Below are 17,315 nucleotides of genomic sequence, written 5' to 3'. Positions count from 1 at the left end.
GTTAGCTTAGGTAAGCCTAAGCAAGGGGAGCATGGGAGGCCGTCATGGCAGAACGTCCGGCACGCAGGCCGCGCAGGGCCCATTCCGCGCAGGTCGTGCGCACCGAGCGGCTGACCCCGCACATGCAGCGCGTGGTGCTCGGCGGGGAGGGGCTGTCCGCGTTCACCGCGGGCACCTGCACCGACCACTACGTCAAGCTGCTCTTCCCCGCCGGGGGCGCGACCTATCCGGAGCCGTTCGACGTGGAGCGGATCCGTGCGGAGTTCCCCCGCGAGCAGTGGCCGGTCACCCGGACGTACACCGTGCGCGCCTGGGATCCCGAGCACCGCGAGCTGACACTGGACTTCGTACTGCACGGCGACGAGGGCCTGGCCGGGCCGTGGGCGGCGCGTGTGCAGCCGGGCGAGACCGTCCACTTCATGGGGCCCGGCGGCGCGTACGCCCCCGACGCGGGCGCCGACTGGCATCTGCTGGCCGGCGACGAGAGCGCGCTGCCCGCGATCGCCGCCACGCTGGAAGCACTGCCCGAGGGGGCCGTGGCCCACGCGTTCATCGAGGTGTCCGGGCCGGAGGAGGAGCAGAAGATCGACTCCGATGTGGAGATCGTCTGGCTGCACCGCGGTGACCGGCCGGTCGGCGAGAAGCTGGCGGCGGCCGTGGCCGCGCTGCGGTTCCCCGAGGGCCGGGTGCACGCGTTCGTGCACGGCGAGGCCCACTTCGTGAAGGAACTGCGCCGTCTGCTGCGCACGGAGCGCGGGGTGGCGCGGGAGGACCTCTCCCTCTCCGGCTACTGGCGGCTCGGCCACAGCGAGGACGGCTGGCAGGCCTCGAAGCGCGAGTGGAACGCGCGCGTGGAGGCCGAGCAGGAGACCGCCACGAGGGCGTGACCGCGTCCGGGAGGGGGCGGCACCCGACGGTGCCGCCCCCTCCCGTGGGTCCGGTGTGTCACCGGCTCGCGCCGCGGCCTCCTCCACGCGGGCGCGGTGCCGCGGCGCACGCGGTTTCCCCCGGGTCCGCGGCCCCTCGTACGCTGGAGCGCGATGAGACGCCGTACCCCCGCCCCGCCCTCCCCCCTGCCCCAGCGCCACGGCGTGGACGCCGTCCGGGTGCGGCTGCCCGCGGCGGGCAGCTGGACGACCGTGCGCGAGCACCTGGTGGACCGGCTGAGCGGTGCCGGTCCCGGGGTCGTCGAGGAGATGGTGGACGCGGGGCGGGTGGTCGGCGCGGACGGGCGGCCGGTGGCTCCGGACGCGGCGTTCGTCCCGGGGATGTTCGTCTGGTTCCACCGGGAGCTGCCCGACGAGGTTCCGGTGCCCTTCGAGGTCGAGGTGGTGTACCGGGACGAGCACATCGTCGTCGCCGACAAGCCGCACTTCCTCGCCACCACCCCCCGCGGCAGCCATGTCGCCCAGACGGCGCTGGCCCGCCTCCGCAGCGAGCTGGGGCTGCCCGCGCTGACCGCCGCGCACCGACTCGACCGGCTCACCGCCGGGCTGGTGCTGTTCACCGTGCGGCCCGGGGAGCGCGGCGCCTACCAGACGCTGTTCCGGGACCGAAGGGTGCGCAAGACGTACGAGGCGGTTGCCCCGTACGACCCCGCGCTCGCGCTGCCGACGACCGTGCGGAGCCGGATCGTGAAGGAGCGCGGGGAGCTGACCGCGCGGGAGGTGCCGGGCGAGCCGAACGCGGTCAGCGGGGTGGAGCTGATCGAGCACCGCGCCGACGGCCCGGCCCGCTACCGGCTGTGCCCGGCCACCGGCCAGACCCATCAGCTGCGGGTGCACATGAACGCGCTCGGCGTCCCCCTGCTCGGCGACCCGCTGTATCCGGCGGTGGCCGCCCCCGCACCGGCCGGCGACTTCCGGCGCCCGCTGCAACTGCTGGCACGGGAGCTGGAGTTCACCGATCCGGTGACGGGTGAGCGGCACCTGTTCCGCAGTGCGCGAACCCTCGGGGCCTGGTCGTCGTACGCCGACTGGGCCGTCCGGAGCGCTCCGGACGCTCAGTAGCCGCGCCACCAGCGCAGGAAGCGCCGCCAGGCTCCCCGGGGACGCTCCGCTTCGGTGACCGCGCCGGGTCGCTCGTCCGCCGCCGGCCCGGACTCCGGCTCGGCCGGGGGCCGGTCGGGAGCGGTCCCGGGCGAGGGCACGGCGGACGCGGTCCCCGGCGCGGGCGTGGCGGGAGCCGCCGCCCGCGGGGGTGCGGGGCTCGCCGGCTGCGGGGGTGCGGGGCTCGCCGGCTGCGGCACGAAGGCGGTGGCCGGCGGAGGCGGTGCGACCGAGCCGTGGCTCGGCGCGGCCATCACGTCCTGCTGCGGCTTGGGGTCGAACCGCACCGGCAGTTCGACCAGGTGACGGGAGGCGATCGACTCGCGGTAGCGCAGTTCCTCCTCGTCGCAGTCGAGTTGGACATCCGGCAGGCGCATCAGCAGCGCGTCGACCCCGACCTCGGCGATGGCGCGGCCGATGTCCTGCCCCGGGCACTCGTGCGGGCCGCCACCGAAGGCGAGGTGGGAGCGGTTGCCCTTCATGTTCGCGGACAGGTCGGGCCGTACACGGGGGTCGACGTTGCCGGGAGCCGGGGCGAAGAGCAGCCCGTCGCCCTTGCGGATGCGCTGGCCGCCCAGTTCGGTGTCCTGCTTGGCGTAGTAGGCGAAGACGGTGCTGAACGGCGGCTCGTCCCACAGGGACTGCTCGACCGCCTCCATCACGGTCATCTGACCGCCGTTGAGCCGGGCGTAGAAGCGGTCGTCGACGAGGACCATGCGCAGTGCGTTGGCCAGCAGGTTGGCGGTGGCCTCGTAGGCCGCCATGAGCACCAGCCACAGGTGCTTGGTGACCTCGTCGTCGGTGAGCCCGGCGGGGTGGGCGATGAGGTGGCCTGCGAAGTCCTCGTCGGGCTGGTGCCGTCGGCGGGCGGTGAGCTCCTGCAGCTTCGCCAGGACGTAGGCCTGGCTGGCGATGGCGGTCTCGGTGCCCTTGAGCATGTCGCGGGCGGCCTGCACCATGCGGTCGTTGTATTCCTCCGGCAGGCCGAGGATCTCGCACATGACGGCCATCGGGAGGTGGTCGGCGTACTGCGAGACCAGTTCGGCACGGCCCTTCCCGCAGAAGCGGTTGACCAGCCGCTGGGTGTGGCGGTTGATGTACCGACGCAGGCTGCGGGGATCGATGGTGGCCATGGCACCGGTGACGGCGCCGCGCAGCCGCTGGTGCTCGTCCCCCTCGGCATGGGAGCAGATGGGCTCCCAGGCGATGTGCGGCATCAGCGGGTGGTCTGGTTTGACCATGCCCTCCTGCAGAGGGGTCCACAGGCGGCTGTCCCGGCAGAACTCCGCTGCCGAGCGCACCATGTGCAGGTTCTCGGCGTGGCCGAGGACGATCCAGATCGGCACGTCGTCATGGAGGAGGACGGGCGCCACGGGGCCGTGCTCGTCGCGCAGTTGCGCGTACAGTTCGCCCAGGTTCTCCGCACCGGGGCCGTAGAGGCGCTGCAGCCCGCCGGGGCCGCGGCTGTGGGCGGGGCAGCCGGGAGGCGGTGGGAGGGCGGGGTCGTCCGTGGTCGTGGCGTGGTGTTCAGGCGTCACGGGGATCGCTCCGGAACTGTGGTGGTGTCGGGGAGTTGCGGGGGGCGGCGAAAGGGGGTTCAGCCGGGGCTGCCGCTCGTCGTCATGGTGTGCAGGAAGCGCATCAGGGTCATCAGGACGTCGCGGCTGGAGGCCCGGCGGCGCGCGTCGCACTCGGTGATCGGGATCTCCGGTGTGAGGTCGAGGGCCTGTCGGAGGTCCTCGACGGGGTAGCGGGGCCCGTCGGGGAAGGTGTTGACGGCGACCACGAAGGGCACGCCGCGTTCCTCCAGCCGCCCCATGACCTCGTAGCTGACCTCCAGGCGGCGGGTGTCGACGAGGACGACGGCCCCGAGGGCGCCTTCGAACAGGCCGTTCCACAGGAACCAGAAGCGCTCCTGGCCCGGCGTGCCGAAGAGGTACAGCACGACCTGGTCGGAGATGCGGATGCGGCCGAAGTCCATCGCCACGGTGGTGGCGGTCTTCGAGGCGGAGCCGAAGTTGTCGTCGACGCCGATGCCGGCCTGCGTCATGGTCTCCTCGGTGGTCAGCGGTTTGATCTCGCTGACCGCGCCGACCATGGTCGTCTTGCCGACGCCGAAACCGCCCACGACGACGATCTTCGCGGCGGCCTCGGTGGTCTGCGGCAGCTGGTCCTCGGCCCGTGGGCCGGGGACGGTGTCAGAGCCTTTCAAGTGCGGTGCCTTTCACGTGCGGTGTCCTTCACGTGCGTTCGCTTCGCGTGCGGCGCCGGTCACGCCGTCAGAGCCGTTCGAGTCCATGCATCACCGCTTCGAGGAGGGACCGGTCCGGGAGCTGCTGGCGTACGATCGGGGCGCGCGCGTGCACGGTCTCGGCCGCCAGCATGTCGGTGAGGAGCACGGTCATCGCGCTGAACGGCAGCCGCAGGTAGGCCGACAGCTCGGCGACGGACAGCGGGTGGGCGCTCAGCCGCAGCACCGCCGTCTGCTCCGGCGTCGCGGACGACGGCGGATCGACGCACGCCACGATCAGCGTGACCAGGTCCAGCGGGGCGCGGTCCCCGTCCGTGCCGGTGATGGTGTAGAGCCGCTCCGGCTGCTTCTGCTCGCCCTCCTGCCCGTGACCGGCCGGCCGGGGCGGCGGCTCGGGCTCTCGCCGGCGCCTCTGGCGTTGCGGAGGCGTCATACGCTCTGCTCGTTGCGGCGGGGCGGGCTGGTCAGATGGGCGCCGATCCGGACGACGAGGTCGCGCATGTAGTGGCTCATCAGACCGGGCTCGCACACCATGTCGGACAGGACCGCGAGGTAGGCGTTGGCGCCGGCGGCCATCAGGTAGAAGTAGCCGCCGTTGAGTTCGACGAGGACGAGCTTCATCTCACCGTCGGTGGCCGGGATCTCCTCGGCGACCGCACTGACCAGGCTCTGCAGGCCCGCGCAGGCGGCGGCGACGCGGTCGGCGGCGTCGGGGTCGCCGCCGTAGCGGGCGATACGCAGGCCGTCGGCGGACAGCACCACGATCATCTCGATGCCGGGAGCGCTGTTGTAGAGCTCCTTGAGCATCCAGTCGAAGTTCTGTCGCTGCTGGATCACGTGAGATCCCCCTCGTCGTCGGCCTCGGGGTGGGCCGGGTCGTTGATCAGGTAGGTGAACTTCTCGGGGTGACGCGTGAATTCGGTGGGGTCGGCGCCCTCGGGCAGGCCCTTCCTCAGCCCCTGCCAGAACGACTCGACCCACAGGCCGGGCGGGCGGTCGTCCTTCTTGGGCTCGGGCTCGGCCTCGGGCCGGTGCTGGGACCAGATGGTCGGCCGGCCCTCGCGCTCGGCGCGCTCGATGGCGTACTGCTCGCTGATGCGCTGGCTGATGGGCGTCTTGACCTTGCTGCGGCGCTGAGGGAGCCCCTTCTCGGTCCACTCGGTGACCACCGGCACCTCGTCGTCGTCCAGGGACACGTCGGCCGGGACGCGCGGGTTGGTGGGGCGGCGCCGCTTGGGCGGGCGCTCGGGGCCCTCGACGCCGTCGGTGTCGGCCGTGGGCAGGGAGGTCGCGCCGATGCCGTGGGCGTAGCCGGGGGCGGGGTCGGAGGTGACCATCTCCCGCGGGACGACGAGGATCGCCCGGGTGCCGCCGTAGGCGGAGGGACGCAGCGAGATCTGCATGTTGAACGCGGTGCACAGACGTCCGACGACGGCGAGGCCCAGGCGCGGGGCCTCGCTGACGGCCTGCAGGTCCATGGCGCGCTTGGCCTGCTCCAACAGGCCCTCCAGACGCAGCCGGGCCTCCTCGGTGAGGCTGACGCCGGAGTCCTCGATCTCGATGGCGATGCCGGTCTGCACCTCGGTGGCGGTGACGTGCACCTTCGTGTGGGGCGGCGAGTAGCGGGTGGCGTTGTCGAGGAGTTCGGCGCAGGCGTGGATGACCGGCTCGACGGAGATGCCGCGGATGTTGACCTTGGCGATGTTGTCGAGGGAGATGCGCGGGTACTCCAGGATGCGCGACATCGCGCCGCGCAGCACGCTGTACAGCGGCACGGGCAGCGGCCACTGGCGGCCGGGCCGGCCGCCGCCGAGGACGGCCACGGAGTCGGCGAGCCGGCCGATCATCGCGGTGCCGTGGTCGATGCGCAGCAGGTCGTCGAAGACCTCGGGGTTGCGGCCGTGGTCCTCCTCCATCTCCCGGAGTTCCTTGGCCTGCTGGTGGACGATCGCCTGCACACGGCGGGCGACGCTGACGAAGGAGCGCTGCGAGGAGTCACGCAGGGCCTCCTCGTGGTCGACGATGCGCAGCAGCGTCTTGACCACTTCGAGCTGCCCCGGCGAGAGGGCGCGGAAGTGCGCATCCTCGAGCGAGAGTTGGCGCAGCACCTCCCTGGGCGAATTCCCCTTGTGCATCCGGTCCAGGGCCTGGGGCAGGTGCTCCAGGGCGAGGCGTTCGGTCTCCTCCTCCTGCGAGGCCACGCGCTGCTCCAGGTACGCGGTGCGGCGGGCCTGCTCCGCCGCGGCCGCCCGCAGCCGACGGCCGCGGCGCACCGCCTCGGCGGCGGTGGCGATGACCAGCAGCGTGGCGACACCGCCGCACAGGCCGACGGTGGTCCGGACCGGCTGCGCCACCAGGGCAGCGGCAGCTCCGGTCGCCGCGGCCATCGCCATGGCGGGCAGCAACAGCACGCGCGCGTAGGGGAGCTCGCGGCGACCAGGAGGGGATTGGACTCTCACCATGTGGACCCTCTGGAGTCTTCGGAAGATTTGGGAACAAGCGCACGAATACACCTCAACTCGGTGCGCTGCGGGCGAGCTTAGTCCGACCGGATCATCGCCGAGTCACATCCGGGAACCCCCTGAAATACCCCGCGCCACAGGAGTACGCTCGTGCCCATTTGCACGCAGGGGCTCCATGTGAACACGTTCCGTGACGGATCGCGGAGATACGAAAGGCCGGTCACCGGAAAGGGTGACCGGCCTCGCGGGACGAGCGCAGGGACCCGGCGCTCGCACGCCGGCGACGGGCCGTGCGGCCCCGCCCGAACGCCGGAGTGGTGGCGAGGCCCCCTCCCCGGGCGCCGGGCGTGGCGGGTGACGGACCCGTCCGGCCGCCGGAGGCGGGGTCAGCCGACCGACGAGTAGGCGACCACGCCGCGCAGCAGACCGTCGACCGCCTTGCGCGCGGCCTTCGGCACGGTCGACCCCTCGGACGCCGCCGCCTGGATCTGCCCGAGGACGTCGATGACCTGCTTGCACCAGCGCACGAAGTCACCGGCGGGCATCTCCGCCTCGCGCAGTACCTCGTCCAGCCCCTTGTCGGAGGCCCACATGTACGCGGCCCACGCGAATCCGAGGTCGGGCTCACGCTGGCCCACGCCCTCGGTCTGGTTGATGCGGAACTCCTCCTCCAGGGCGTCGAGCCGGCCCCAGATCCGCACCATCTCGCCGAGCGCCGCCTTCGCCTTGCCCGAGGGCAGCTTGGGCGCCATCGCGTCGTCGGCGACCCGCGCCTCGTACACCAGCGCCGAGACGCAGGCGGCGAGTTCGGCCGGGCCGAGCCCCTCCCAGACACCGGCCCGCAGGCACTCGCTGGCCAGCAGATCGAGTTCGCCGTACAGCCGGGCGAGCCGCTTGCCGTGCTCGGTGACCTCGTCGCCGCGCAGGTAGTCGAGCTCGGTCAGCAGCGCCACGATCCGGTCGAAGGTGCGCGCGATGGTGTTCGTACGGCCCTCGATCCGGCGCTCCAGCTGGCCGGTGTCACGCAGCAGCCGGTGGTGGCGCTCGGCCCAGCGGGCGTGGTCCTCACGATCGCTGCATCCGTGGCACGGGTGGGCGCGCAGGGCCTTGCGCAGGCGCGCGATCTCCCGGTCGTCGGCCGCCTCGGCGCGCCGCTTGCGGTGCCGCTCCGGCGCGATGTGGCCGGCCTTGGTGCGCAGCGCGGAGGCGAGGTCGCGGCGGGACTGCGGCGAGCGCGGGTTGAACGACTTGGGGATCCGCATCCGCTCCAGCGGCTCCACCGGAACCGGGAAGTCCATCGAGGCGAGCCGCTTGACCTGGCGTTCGGCGGTCAGGACCAGCGGGCGGGGCCCGTCGTGGTGGTCGAAGCCGCGGTGGCCGTTGGAACGCCCGGCCGGCAGGCCGGGGTCGAGCACCAGGGCGAGGCCGGCGTACTTGCCGGTGGGGACGTGGATGACGTCGCCCGGCTTGAGCCGCTCCAGCGCCACGGCCGCCTCGGCGCGCCGCTGGGCCACACCCTGCCGGGCCAGCTCCGTCTCGCGGTCCTTCAGCTCGCGGCGCAGCCGGGCGTACTCCTCGAAGTCGCCCAGGTGGCAGGTCATGGACTCCTTGTAGCCCGCCAGTCCCTCCTCGTTGCGCTGCACCTGCCGGGAGATGCCGACGACGGACCGGTCCGCCTGGAACTGCGCGAAGGAGGTCTCCAGCAGCTCCCGCGAGCGGTGCCGGCCGAACTGCTCGACCAGGTTGACCGCCATGTTGTACGACGGCTTGAAGCTGGAGCGCAGCGGATACGTCCGCGTGCCGGCGAGGCCCGCGAGGTGCTCGGGGCTCATGCCGCGCTGCCACAGCACCACGGCGTGGCCCTCGACGTCGATGCCGCGCCGGCCCGCGCGGCCGGTGAGCTGCGTGTACTCGCCGGGAGTGATGTCGGCGTGCTGCTCGCCGTTCCACTTGACGAGCTTCTCCAACACCACCGAGCGGGCGGGCATGTTGATGCCGAGGGCGAGGGTCTCGGTGGCGAAGACCGCCTTCACCAGGCCGCGGACGAACAACTCCTCCACGACCTCCTTGAAGGTCGGCAGCATGCCCGCATGGTGGGCGGCGATGCCGCGCTCCAGCCCCTCCAGCCACTCGTAGTAGCCGAGGACGTGCAGGTCCTCGGTGGGGATGCTGGCCGTGCGCTCCTCGACGAGGGCGCGGACCCGGTCCCGGGCCTCCTCGTCGTTCAGCCGGAGGCCCGCGTACAGGCACTGCTCGACGGCGGCCTGGCAGGCGGCGCGGCTGAAGATGAAGGTGATCGCGGGCAGCAGCCCCTCGGCGTCCAGCCGCTCGATGACCTCGGGGCGGCTCGGCGTCCAGATGCGCGAGCGCTGACGGCGCTCCCGCTCCCGGTCGGCCTCGCGCATGGCCCGGCCCCGTCTGCGGTCCTGATAGGAGGGGCGGCTCGCCTCCGTGCGGGCCAGCCGCGTCAGGTCGGGGTTGACGGCCTTGCGGTGGCCCTCGCCCTCCTCGAACAGGTCGTACATCCGCCGCCCGGCGAGCACGTGCTGGAACAGCGGCACCGGCCGGTGCTCGGAGACGATCACCTCGGTGTCGCCGCGGACGGTGTCCAGCCAGTCGCCGAACTCCTCGGCGTTGGAGACGGTCGCGGACAGTGACACGAGCGTGACGGACTCGGGGAGGTGGATGATCACTTCCTCCCAGACGGCGCCCCGGAAGCGGTCGGAGAGGTAGTGCACCTCGTCCATGACCACGTGGCCGAGGCCGAGCAGCGTCTGCGAGCCGGCGTAGAGCATGTTCCGCAGCACCTCGGTGGTCATCACGACCACCGGAGCGCCGGAGTTCACGCTGTTGTCGCCGGTGAGGAGGCCGACCTTCTCGGTGCCGTAGCGGCGGCACAGGTCGGCGTACTTCTGGTTCGACAGCGCCTTGATCGGTGTCGTGTAGAAGCACTTCTTGCCCTGCTGGAGGGCCAGGTGGACGGCGAACTCGCCCACGATCGTCTTGCCGGAGCCGGTGGGGGCCGCCACCAGCACGCCCTTGCCCGCCTCAAGTGCCTGGCAGGCCTCGATCTGGAAGGGGTCGAGGCCGAAGTCGTACATCTCGCGGAAGGACGCGAGCGCGGTGGCCTGCTCGGCAGCACGCCTGCGGGCTGCCGCGTACCGCTCGGCCGGTGAGAGGTCCTCTGTCATCGTGCTTTCGAGCGTACCGGGCTCCACTGACAACAGGACGATCATTATGCGGATCGGCCGCGCGAACGGCGACGGGGCGGGTGGCTGCCCACGCGCCCCGTTCGATCCGGCGGATCCGATCCCTGCGGGGAACGCTATGTGACGTCGTCGTAGCCGTTGACGCGGTCCGTGGTCGTCTGCTCCGGCAGGGCGCGGCTGGCGGTCACCGGCTCCGCCTCGCCGATGGCCTCGGGCGTGAGATCCAGCTCGGAGGCCTCGTCGTCGGCGGGGCCCATCTCCTCGCGCCTGGCCCGGCGCCGGTCGTTCATCAGGGAGAACCCGGTCGCGCAGAAGTACAGCAGCCAGATCGGGCCGGCCAGGGCCAGCATGGTCAACGGGTCGGTGCTCGGGGTGGCGACGGCCGCGAAGACCGTGATCGCCATGATCATCCCGCGCCACCAGCCGAGCATCCGCCGGCCGCTCAGCACCCCGGTCAGGTTCAGCATGACCAGCAGCAGCGGCAGCTCGAAGGAGAGGCCGAAGACCAGCACCATGCGGACGACGAGGTCGAGCAGGTCGTCCAGCGGCAGCAGGTTGTCGAGGTCGGCCGGGGAGAAGTCCAGCAGCACCCGCGACATGGTCGGCAGCGTCTTGTAGGCGAAGAACGCACCGCCGAGGAAGAGCGGCACGCCCGTGCCGACGAAGGCGTAGGCGTACTTGCGCTCGTGCTTGTGCAGCCCCGGGGCGACGAACGCCCACAGCTGGTAGAGCCAGACCGGCGAGGCGAAGACCACGCCGGCCATCAGGGACACCTTGAGGGCGAGCGTGAAGGGGGTGAGCAGACCGTTCAGGACGATGCGGGCGCAGGTCCCGCTGCGCTGCTGCGCCAGTTCGGCGAAGCTGGCCTTGCAGCCCACGGCGTCCAGGATCGGGTTCGTGAAGAACTCGATGATGTCCTTGTAGAAGAAGGCGGCGACGATCGTGACGACGACGATGGCCAGGACGGCCTTCGCGAGCCGGTTGCGGAGCTCACGAAGGTGCTCCGCGAGGGGCATCCGCCCCTCGGGATCCTTCTCCTTCTGGCGGGCAGGCTTCAGCAACCCACGTTCCCATCTCGTGCGGCGGGCCGGAGGTCACCGGCCCTGCGTCAGCGCTTGGTCGTGTCCGTCGGCTCGTTGACCGGGCGCGAGCTCGTCACGTCGCCGGGGGCCGCCTGGATGGTGCGCTGCGCCGGCGGCTGCTCGCCGTCGGCGTTGGACGGGGCGGAGGTGTCGCTGCTGCCGTCGTCCTTCATCGCCTTGGCCTCGCTCTTGAGGATGCGCGCGGACTTGCCGAGCGAGCGGGCCATGTCCGGAAGCTTCTTCGCGCCGAACAGCAGGATGACAACGACGAGGATGAGAATGATCTCGGGGGCTCCGAGCCTTCCGAACATAGGTCTTTACCTTCTCACCGAGGCGGCTGGATGGGTTGCTGTCCGACCGGCCGGACGCATGTCCGATCAATCGTGCTCACAGCGATCGTAACGCCCAGGGGTAAACGAGAGGCAATCCCCGTGCGTACTCCCGGTCAGCGAGGCGGGCCTCGTTCTCCGCACCGCGCTCAGCAGCGTACCCGCCGTGATGTGTCACACGGCAGGGCGAACCGACCCAAAGCGTCCGGGGCGAGCGGCGCGCCGGCTCCGGCACGCGGGCTCACAGCGAGTCGGCGGCCCGGGCCGCGCTGACCGTCGCCCGCTCCAGATCCTCGGCCGCCCTGCTGATGCGCCGTGCGGAGTCGGTGACCTGCTTCCCGAGGCGCTGGGCCTCCAGGAAGACCTGCACGGCGAGCACGCCCAGAACGGCAAGACCCACGAAACCCACGGCAACGGCGAACATCGGCCAGAACATGCCGTCGAGCCTAGACCCTCTCAGAGCGTGGAATGCAGGCGCAGGGTGCTGACTCCGCCGCCGGTGAGCAGTTCCACGATCCGTTCCCCGGCCGGCTTGCGCACCGTCACGCCGCACTCGGGACAGGTGAAGGAGTAGAACGTGGTCCGGCTGCTGGCGCCGATGGCCAGGCGCAACGCACCGGCGGAGAGTTCGAAGCGCCCCCGGCAGTCGGGGCAGCCGGCTCTGAACACCACCGGGGCCACGCTGCGCATGCCCGCGAAAGCGGAGGCCACCGACATGGTCCGTCCACCCTGCATCGCCGAGTCGCTCACAGCCTCTGCTCCTCCGTCCCAGGGCGCTCCTCGCCCCGACCGTCCGCCCGCCCCGGGTGGGACACCTCCGTCCCGGCCGACCGGTCCGCCTCCAGCCCGTCGTACGCGGCCAGCGCGCCGCGGGCGGCCTGCCGGGCGCTGTCGGCCAGCTCCGGCGGCGACACGATCCTCCCGTCCCGGCCCAGGCGCAGCGCCAGTCGTCTGAGCGAGGCCGGATCGGGCGTACGCAGAGTGATACGCAGTCCGCCGTCGGAAAGCTCATCCGCGCTGTCGTGCGGGTAGTACTCCGCAACCCACCGGCCGCCCGGGCCGACCTCGACGACGACCTCCGGGTCCTCGGCGGCGGGCTGCACCAGCGCCTGGGACAGGTCGCGCGGCTCGATCTCGGGCGGGGCGGACGGCTCGTCGAGGATCTCGATCTCGGCGACCCGGTCGAGCCGGAAGGTGCGGCGCGCCTCGGAGCGGCGGCACCAGGCCTCCACGTAGGTGTGGCCCACGCTGACCAGGCGGATGGGGTCGATCTCGCGCTCGGTGACCTCGTCGCGGGCCGGGGAGTAGTAGCGGATCCACAGCCGGCGCCGCTCGGAGATCGCTCGGTCGACGTCGGCGAAGACCCCGCCCTCGGACTCGAAGGTCACCGACAGCCGGGAGCTGGCCCCGGCCGCCTCGCCCGCGGCGGCCTCCACCTTGGCCGTCGCCCGCAGCAGCGCCTGCCGGTCGCCCTCGCGCAGCCCGGGAAGGGTCGCCACCGCGCGGGCCGCCACCAGCAGCGCGGTGGCCTCGTCGGCCGCGAGCCGCAGCGGCTCGGCCGCCTCCGCCCCGAGCGCGGCGGGGTTGTGCCACCAGATGCGCTCGCCGTCGGTGTCGATGTCGAGCAGATCACCGCCCCGGAAGCTGGTACCGCACATGGGCAGCACGTCGAGGTCGGAGACCAGCTCGTCCTCGCTGATCCCGAAGGCGCGTGCCACGTCCTCGATGCGGGCCCCGGGCCGCTCCCTGAGATAGGTCACCAGGGAGAGCATCCGACGGGTCTGGTCGATGGCGCTCGCGGGCCTGACCGGTTTGCCTGCCACTGTCCTGTCCGCTCCCCCTCAGCCCTTCGCCACGGCCCGCAACCGGTCCACGACGTCCGCCCGCAGCTCGGCGGGCCCCATCACCACCACGTCCGGCCCGAACTCCACCAGCCAGGCGTCCAGTCCGTGCCCGTACGGAATCTCCAACTCGTCCCAGCCGTCACCGAGTTCCCGGACGGCGGTGGCCTTCGCCCGCAGGGGGTACCCCGCGCCCGAGCGCAACCGGATCAGCGCGGAGCGGTCGGCGGTCTCCCCCGCCCAGCCCGCCACGGTCTCGCGCACGGTGACCACGTCGGGCACCGGAGCGCCGAACCGGCCGCCGCGGGAGCGGACCCGGCCGGTGATCCTGGACAGCCGGAACACCCGCTCGGCTCCCCGGTCGCGGTCGAAGCCGGCCAGGTACCAGTGGCCGCGCCAGCACTCCAGCGCCCACGGTTCGACGTGCCGCTGCTCGGGCTGGGCGGCATTGGCCTTGCGGTAGTCGAAGGCGACCGGGCGGCGGTCCCGGCAGGCCAGCATCAGCGGTTCGAAGGCCGCCTCGTGCACCGGGATGTGCGGCTCCAGTGCCCCGTGCGCCTCGTAGGGGTCGACGCCCTCGGGCAGCCCCGCCGCGCGCAGCTTCTGCAGCGCGCCGCTGGCCGCGCCTGCCAGCCGGGCCTGCTGCCACACCTTGGCGGCCAGCCCCAGGGCGGCGGCCTCCTCGGCATCGAGCGTGATCGGGGGCAGCCGGTTGCTGTCGCGGCGGGCCAGGTAGCCGATCTCACCGTCGAGGCTCTCGACCGTCTCGATGACGAGACCCAGCTCGCGCAGATCGTCCTTGTCCCGCTCGAACATGCGGTTGAAGGAGTCGTCCGAGCCCGTCGCTCCCCGCTCCGGACCGGATGCCGCGCCGCCGCGGGCGGGCCCGAAGGCCTCGACGTAGGCCTCGATGGACTCGCGCAGCTCGTGCTTGCTGAGCGGACGCCGTGTCCCGAGCAGACACAGTGCCAGGTTCATCAGCCGCTCGGCCTTGGCAATGGCCATCGACGCCCTTCGTCATTCCCCGTGGGTTCCCTCTGGTACGTGTGCACGACGACCGTACCGTCCCGCGTCGACGTGGCAAAAGCCGAGGACCCACGCCCGGACAGGCGTGGGCCCCGGGCGATCGGGTCCGGTCCGCGGCGGTCAGACGCCGAGCAGGTCCACGACGAAGATCAGCGTCTCGCCCGGCTTGATCGCGGGGGTCGGGCTCTGGTCGCCGTAGGCGAGGTGGGCCGGGATGGTCAGCTGACGGCGGCCGCCGACCTTCATGCCCTGCACGCCCTGGTCCCAGCCCTTGATGACACGGCCCCCGCCGAGCGGGAAGCGGAAGGGAGTACCGCGGTTCCAGCTGGCGTCGAACTCCTCGCCCGTGCTGAAGGCGACACCCACGTAGTGGACGGTGACGGTCCGACCCGCCTGCGCCACCTCGCCGTCGCCCTCCCAGATGTCCTTGATCTCGAGGTTCGCCGGGGGCTCGCCGCCGGGGAAGTCGATCTCGGGCTTGTCGATGCTCACGTCTCTAGCTCCTGCTTGTCTGCGTCAAGGCAACGATCACAGTCTTACACCTCGGCGGGTCACATGGTCGCCAGGATGTCCACCGAGAAGACCATCGTGGAGTCCTTCTGGATGCCGCTGTTCGCCGGCGGATTGTCGCCGTAGCCCAGGTCCGGCGGGATGACGATCATCACGCGGCTGCCGACCTTCTTGCCCGTCAGCCCCTGCGACCAGCCCTTGACGACCTGCTGCAGCGAGAAGGAGGCCAGCGCCTTGCGGCTGTACGTCGAGTCGAACTCCTTGCCGGTGTCCCACACCACGCCCTTGTACTGCACGAGCACCGAGGCGTCCGCCTTGACCTCGGGGCCGTCGCCCTCCAGGACGTAGGTCGACACGAGCTTCTTCGGCGGGTCGGCCTTGGGGATCTCGATGGAGGGGGCCGAGCCGTCGGTGTTCGTGCCCACCTTGGGCAGGGCGGCGTCGTCCTGTGCCACCTCGGTGCCGTCGGCCGAGCTCTTGGCGTTGAACGTGTCCTCCAGGTCGACGACGAACACCAGCGTGTCGGTGCCCTTGATACCGGCCTGGGCATTGCCCTGGGAGCCGTATCCCCAGGTGGGCGGCACGGAGAACTCGACGCGGCTGCCGGTCTTCCTGCCGGTGAGGGCATAGCGCCAGCCGTCGATGACGGTGCCCTCGGCGAGCTGGATGACCAGCGGTGTCTTGCGGTCGTAGGAGTTGTCGAAGACCTTCGCCGTGGCCCAGATCTGACCCAGGTAGTTCGCCTGGACGTAGTCGCCCTCGGCGACCGTGCGCCCGTTGCCCGCGATCACCGTCCTGACCGCCAGCTGGTCCGAGGGTTCGCCCGGGCCCTTGGCCACCGTCGGCTTCTCGCCGAACTCCTCGCCCGCGGTGATCGCCGGCAGCGGTCCGTCGACGATCTTCGGCGGCGGCGCGGAGGACTCCGACGACGGGGACGGTGCCGCGCTGTCGCTGGCCTTGCCCGAGTCGGACTTGTCGTCGCCGCACCCGGCGAGCGTGACCAGGGACGCCGGCACGGCGGCAAGGATGAGGGAGCGTCGGCGCACGGTGAGGCCTCGTAATCGGTCGATCGATCTTGCTGATGGCGTGCGCGCAACTCTACGGCGTGAGAAGGGCGCCGTACGAGAAACGTACGGCGCCCGTGTGGCGTTCCGGCGACGCGCCGGAACAAACGGTCGTGGATCCGGCTTCGCTCACATTCCGGCGATCAACTTCTCCACCCGGTCGTCCACCGAGCGGAACGGGTCCTTGCACAACACGGTCCGCTGTGCCTGGTCGTTGAGCTTCAGATGCACCCAGTCGACCGTGAAGTCGCGGCGCTGCTCCTGTGCCCGGCGGATGAAGTCGCCGCGCAACCGCGCCCGAGTGGTCTGCGGGGGGACCGACTTGCCCTCGAAGATCTTCAAGTCGTTGCAGATCCGGGCGGCTTGCCCTTTCTTCTCCAGCAGGTAGTACAGGCCACGACGACGGTGGATGTCGTGGTAGGCGAGGTCTATCTGCGCCACGCGCGGATGCGACATCGTCATGTTGTGCTTGGCCCGGTACCGCTCGATGAGCTGGTACTTCATCACCCAGTCGATCTCGGTGCCGATACGGTCGAGGTCCTCGCTCTCGATCGCGTCCAGCGTGCGGCCCCACAGCTCCAGGACCTGCTCGACGGTGCCGGTGCGGATGCCGCGCCGCTCGCAGAAGTCCACGGCCTTCTCGTAGTACTCCCGCTGCACCTCCAGCGCCGAGGCCTCCCGCCCGCTGGCCAGGCGGACCTTGCGGCGGCCGGTGGTGTCGTGGCTGACCTCGCGGATCGCCCGGATCGGGTTCTCCAGGGTGAGGTCGCGCATCACCGTGCCCGCCTCGATCATCCGCAGCACCAGGTCGGTCGCGCCGACCTTCAGGAGCATCGTCGTCTCCGACATGTTCGAGTCGCCCACGATGACGTGCAGCCGGCGGTAGCGCTCGGCATCGGCGTGCGGCTCGTCGCGCGTGTTGATGATGGGCCGCGAGCGGGTCGTCGCCGAGGAGACGCCCTCCCAGATGTGCTCGGCCCGCTGGCTGACGCAGTAGACGGCGCCGCGCGGGGTCTGCAGGACCTTGCCCGCACCGCACAGCAGCTGCCGCGTCACCAGGAACGGGATGAGGATGTCCGCCAGCCGGGAGAACTCCCCGTGCCGGGCCACCAGGTAGTTCTCGTGGCAGCCGTAGGAGTTTCCAGCCGAGTCGGTGTTGTTCTTGAAGAGGTAGACGTCGCCCGCGATTCCCTCCTCGTGCAGGCGTCGCTCCGCGTCCACCAGCAGGCCTTCGAGAATGCGCTCGCCTGCCTTGTCGTGGGTGACGAGTTCGATCACATTGTCACATTCGGGTGTCGCGTATTCCGGATGAGAGCCCACGTCGAGATAGAGGCGGGCGCCGTTCCGCAGAAACACATTGCTGCTGCGGCCCCATGACACGACACGGCGGAAGAGGTACCGCGCCACCTCGTCAGGCGACAGACGGCGCTGTCCCCTGAACGTGCACGTGACGCCGTACTCGTTCTCCAGCCCGAAAATGCGGCGGTCCATGA

At 71.4% G+C, this 17,315-nt stretch carries 17 protein-coding genes; 2 read left to right on the top strand and 15 right to left on the bottom strand.

Annotation, left to right across the window (positions count from 1 at the left end; genetic code table 11):
- Window positions 1-44 precede the first annotated feature (44 nt).
- Window positions 45-887, top strand: a complete 843-nt coding sequence (locus JS756_RS15170; RefSeq protein WP_205383636.1) for a siderophore-interacting protein — start codon at window positions 45-47, stop codon at window positions 885-887.
- A 153-nt stretch (window positions 888-1,040) separates the two neighbouring features.
- Window positions 1,041-2,009, top strand: coding sequence for a pseudouridine synthase (locus JS756_RS15165; RefSeq protein ID WP_205383635.1), 969 nt, complete (start codon window positions 1,041-1,043; stop codon window positions 2,007-2,009).
- On the opposite strand, the gene JS756_RS15160 is transcribed toward JS756_RS15165, so the two are convergent.
- The 15 genes from JS756_RS15160 to pafA all read right to left on the bottom strand — a co-directional run bounded on the left by JS756_RS15160 (window position 2,003) and on the right by pafA (window position 17,313).
- Complete coding sequence (locus tag JS756_RS15160) at window positions 2,003-3,586, bottom strand: cytochrome P450 (protein WP_205383634.1); 1,584 nt, start codon at window positions 3,584-3,586, stop codon at window positions 2,003-2,005. The genes JS756_RS15165 and JS756_RS15160 overlap by 7 nt on opposite strands.
- 59 nt (window positions 3,587-3,645) lie before the next feature.
- A complete protein-coding gene (locus tag JS756_RS15155; RefSeq protein ID WP_205383633.1) occupies window positions 3,646-4,260 on the bottom strand; it encodes a GTP-binding protein in 615 nt (204 codons plus the stop codon).
- A gap of 67 nt (window positions 4,261-4,327) precedes the next feature.
- On the bottom strand, window positions 4,328-4,732 hold the full coding sequence (locus JS756_RS15150) for a DUF742 domain-containing protein (RefSeq protein WP_205383632.1): 405 nt from the start codon (window positions 4,730-4,732) through the stop codon (window positions 4,328-4,330).
- Window positions 4,729-5,136 carry a roadblock/LC7 domain-containing protein gene (locus tag JS756_RS15145; protein ID WP_205383631.1) on the bottom strand — a complete coding sequence of 136 codons (408 nt, stop codon included), beginning with the start codon at window positions 5,134-5,136 and terminating at the stop codon, window positions 4,729-4,731. The genes JS756_RS15150 and JS756_RS15145 overlap by 4 nt, the downstream gene beginning before the upstream one ends.
- Window positions 5,133-6,761, bottom strand: coding sequence for a sensor histidine kinase (locus JS756_RS15140; RefSeq protein WP_205383630.1), 1,629 nt, complete (start codon window positions 6,759-6,761; stop codon window positions 5,133-5,135). Before JS756_RS15140 ends, JS756_RS15145 begins: the two co-directional genes overlap by 4 nt.
- A gap of 386 nt (window positions 6,762-7,147) precedes the next feature.
- The gene (locus tag JS756_RS15135; protein ID WP_205383629.1) at window positions 7,148-9,997 is read right to left on the bottom strand and encodes a DEAD/DEAH box helicase; all 2,850 of its coding nucleotides are present in this window, start codon (window positions 9,995-9,997) and stop codon (window positions 7,148-7,150) included.
- Between the two features lie 89 nt (window positions 9,998-10,086).
- Complete coding sequence (tatC, locus tag JS756_RS15130) at window positions 10,087-11,031, bottom strand: twin-arginine translocase subunit TatC (RefSeq protein ID WP_205383628.1); 945 nt, start codon at window positions 11,029-11,031, stop codon at window positions 10,087-10,089.
- Window positions 11,032-11,078: 47 nt separating this feature from the next.
- A complete protein-coding gene (tatA, locus tag JS756_RS15125) occupies window positions 11,079-11,363 on the bottom strand; it encodes a Sec-independent protein translocase subunit TatA (RefSeq protein WP_205383627.1) in 285 nt (94 codons plus the stop codon).
- Between the two features lie 259 nt (window positions 11,364-11,622).
- Window positions 11,623-11,817 carry a hypothetical protein gene (locus tag JS756_RS15120; RefSeq protein WP_205383626.1) on the bottom strand — a complete coding sequence of 65 codons (195 nt, stop codon included), beginning with the start codon at window positions 11,815-11,817 and terminating at the stop codon, window positions 11,623-11,625.
- 20 nt (window positions 11,818-11,837) lie between these two features.
- The gene (locus JS756_RS15115) at window positions 11,838-12,116 is read right to left on the bottom strand and encodes a phage terminase large subunit family protein (RefSeq protein ID WP_240203819.1); all 279 of its coding nucleotides are present in this window, start codon (window positions 12,114-12,116) and stop codon (window positions 11,838-11,840) included.
- 11 nt (window positions 12,117-12,127) lie between these two features.
- Window positions 12,128-13,204, bottom strand: coding sequence for a helix-turn-helix transcriptional regulator (locus JS756_RS15110; protein ID WP_205383624.1), 1,077 nt, complete (start codon window positions 13,202-13,204; stop codon window positions 12,128-12,130).
- Window positions 13,205-13,222: 18 nt separating this feature from the next.
- Window positions 13,223-14,227, bottom strand: coding sequence for a helix-turn-helix transcriptional regulator (locus JS756_RS15105; protein ID WP_205383623.1), 1,005 nt, complete (start codon window positions 14,225-14,227; stop codon window positions 13,223-13,225).
- A 141-nt stretch (window positions 14,228-14,368) separates the two neighbouring features.
- The gene (locus tag JS756_RS15100; protein ID WP_205383622.1) at window positions 14,369-14,740 is read right to left on the bottom strand and encodes an FKBP-type peptidyl-prolyl cis-trans isomerase; all 372 of its coding nucleotides are present in this window, start codon (window positions 14,738-14,740) and stop codon (window positions 14,369-14,371) included.
- A 59-nt stretch (window positions 14,741-14,799) separates the two neighbouring features.
- A complete protein-coding gene (locus tag JS756_RS15095; RefSeq protein WP_205383621.1) occupies window positions 14,800-15,804 on the bottom strand; it encodes an FKBP-type peptidyl-prolyl cis-trans isomerase in 1,005 nt (334 codons plus the stop codon).
- Window positions 15,805-15,951: 147 nt separating this feature from the next.
- Complete coding sequence (gene pafA / locus JS756_RS15090) at window positions 15,952-17,313, bottom strand: Pup--protein ligase (protein WP_205383620.1); 1,362 nt, start codon at window positions 17,311-17,313, stop codon at window positions 15,952-15,954.
- Between the last annotated feature and the right edge of the window lie 2 nt (window positions 17,314-17,315).

It is taken from the genome of Streptomyces actuosus (assembly GCF_016921115.1).
GTDB lineage: Bacteria > Actinomycetota > Actinomycetes > Streptomycetales > Streptomycetaceae > Streptomyces > Streptomyces actuosus_A.
This window is presented reverse-complemented; position numbering and strand designations above follow the sequence as displayed.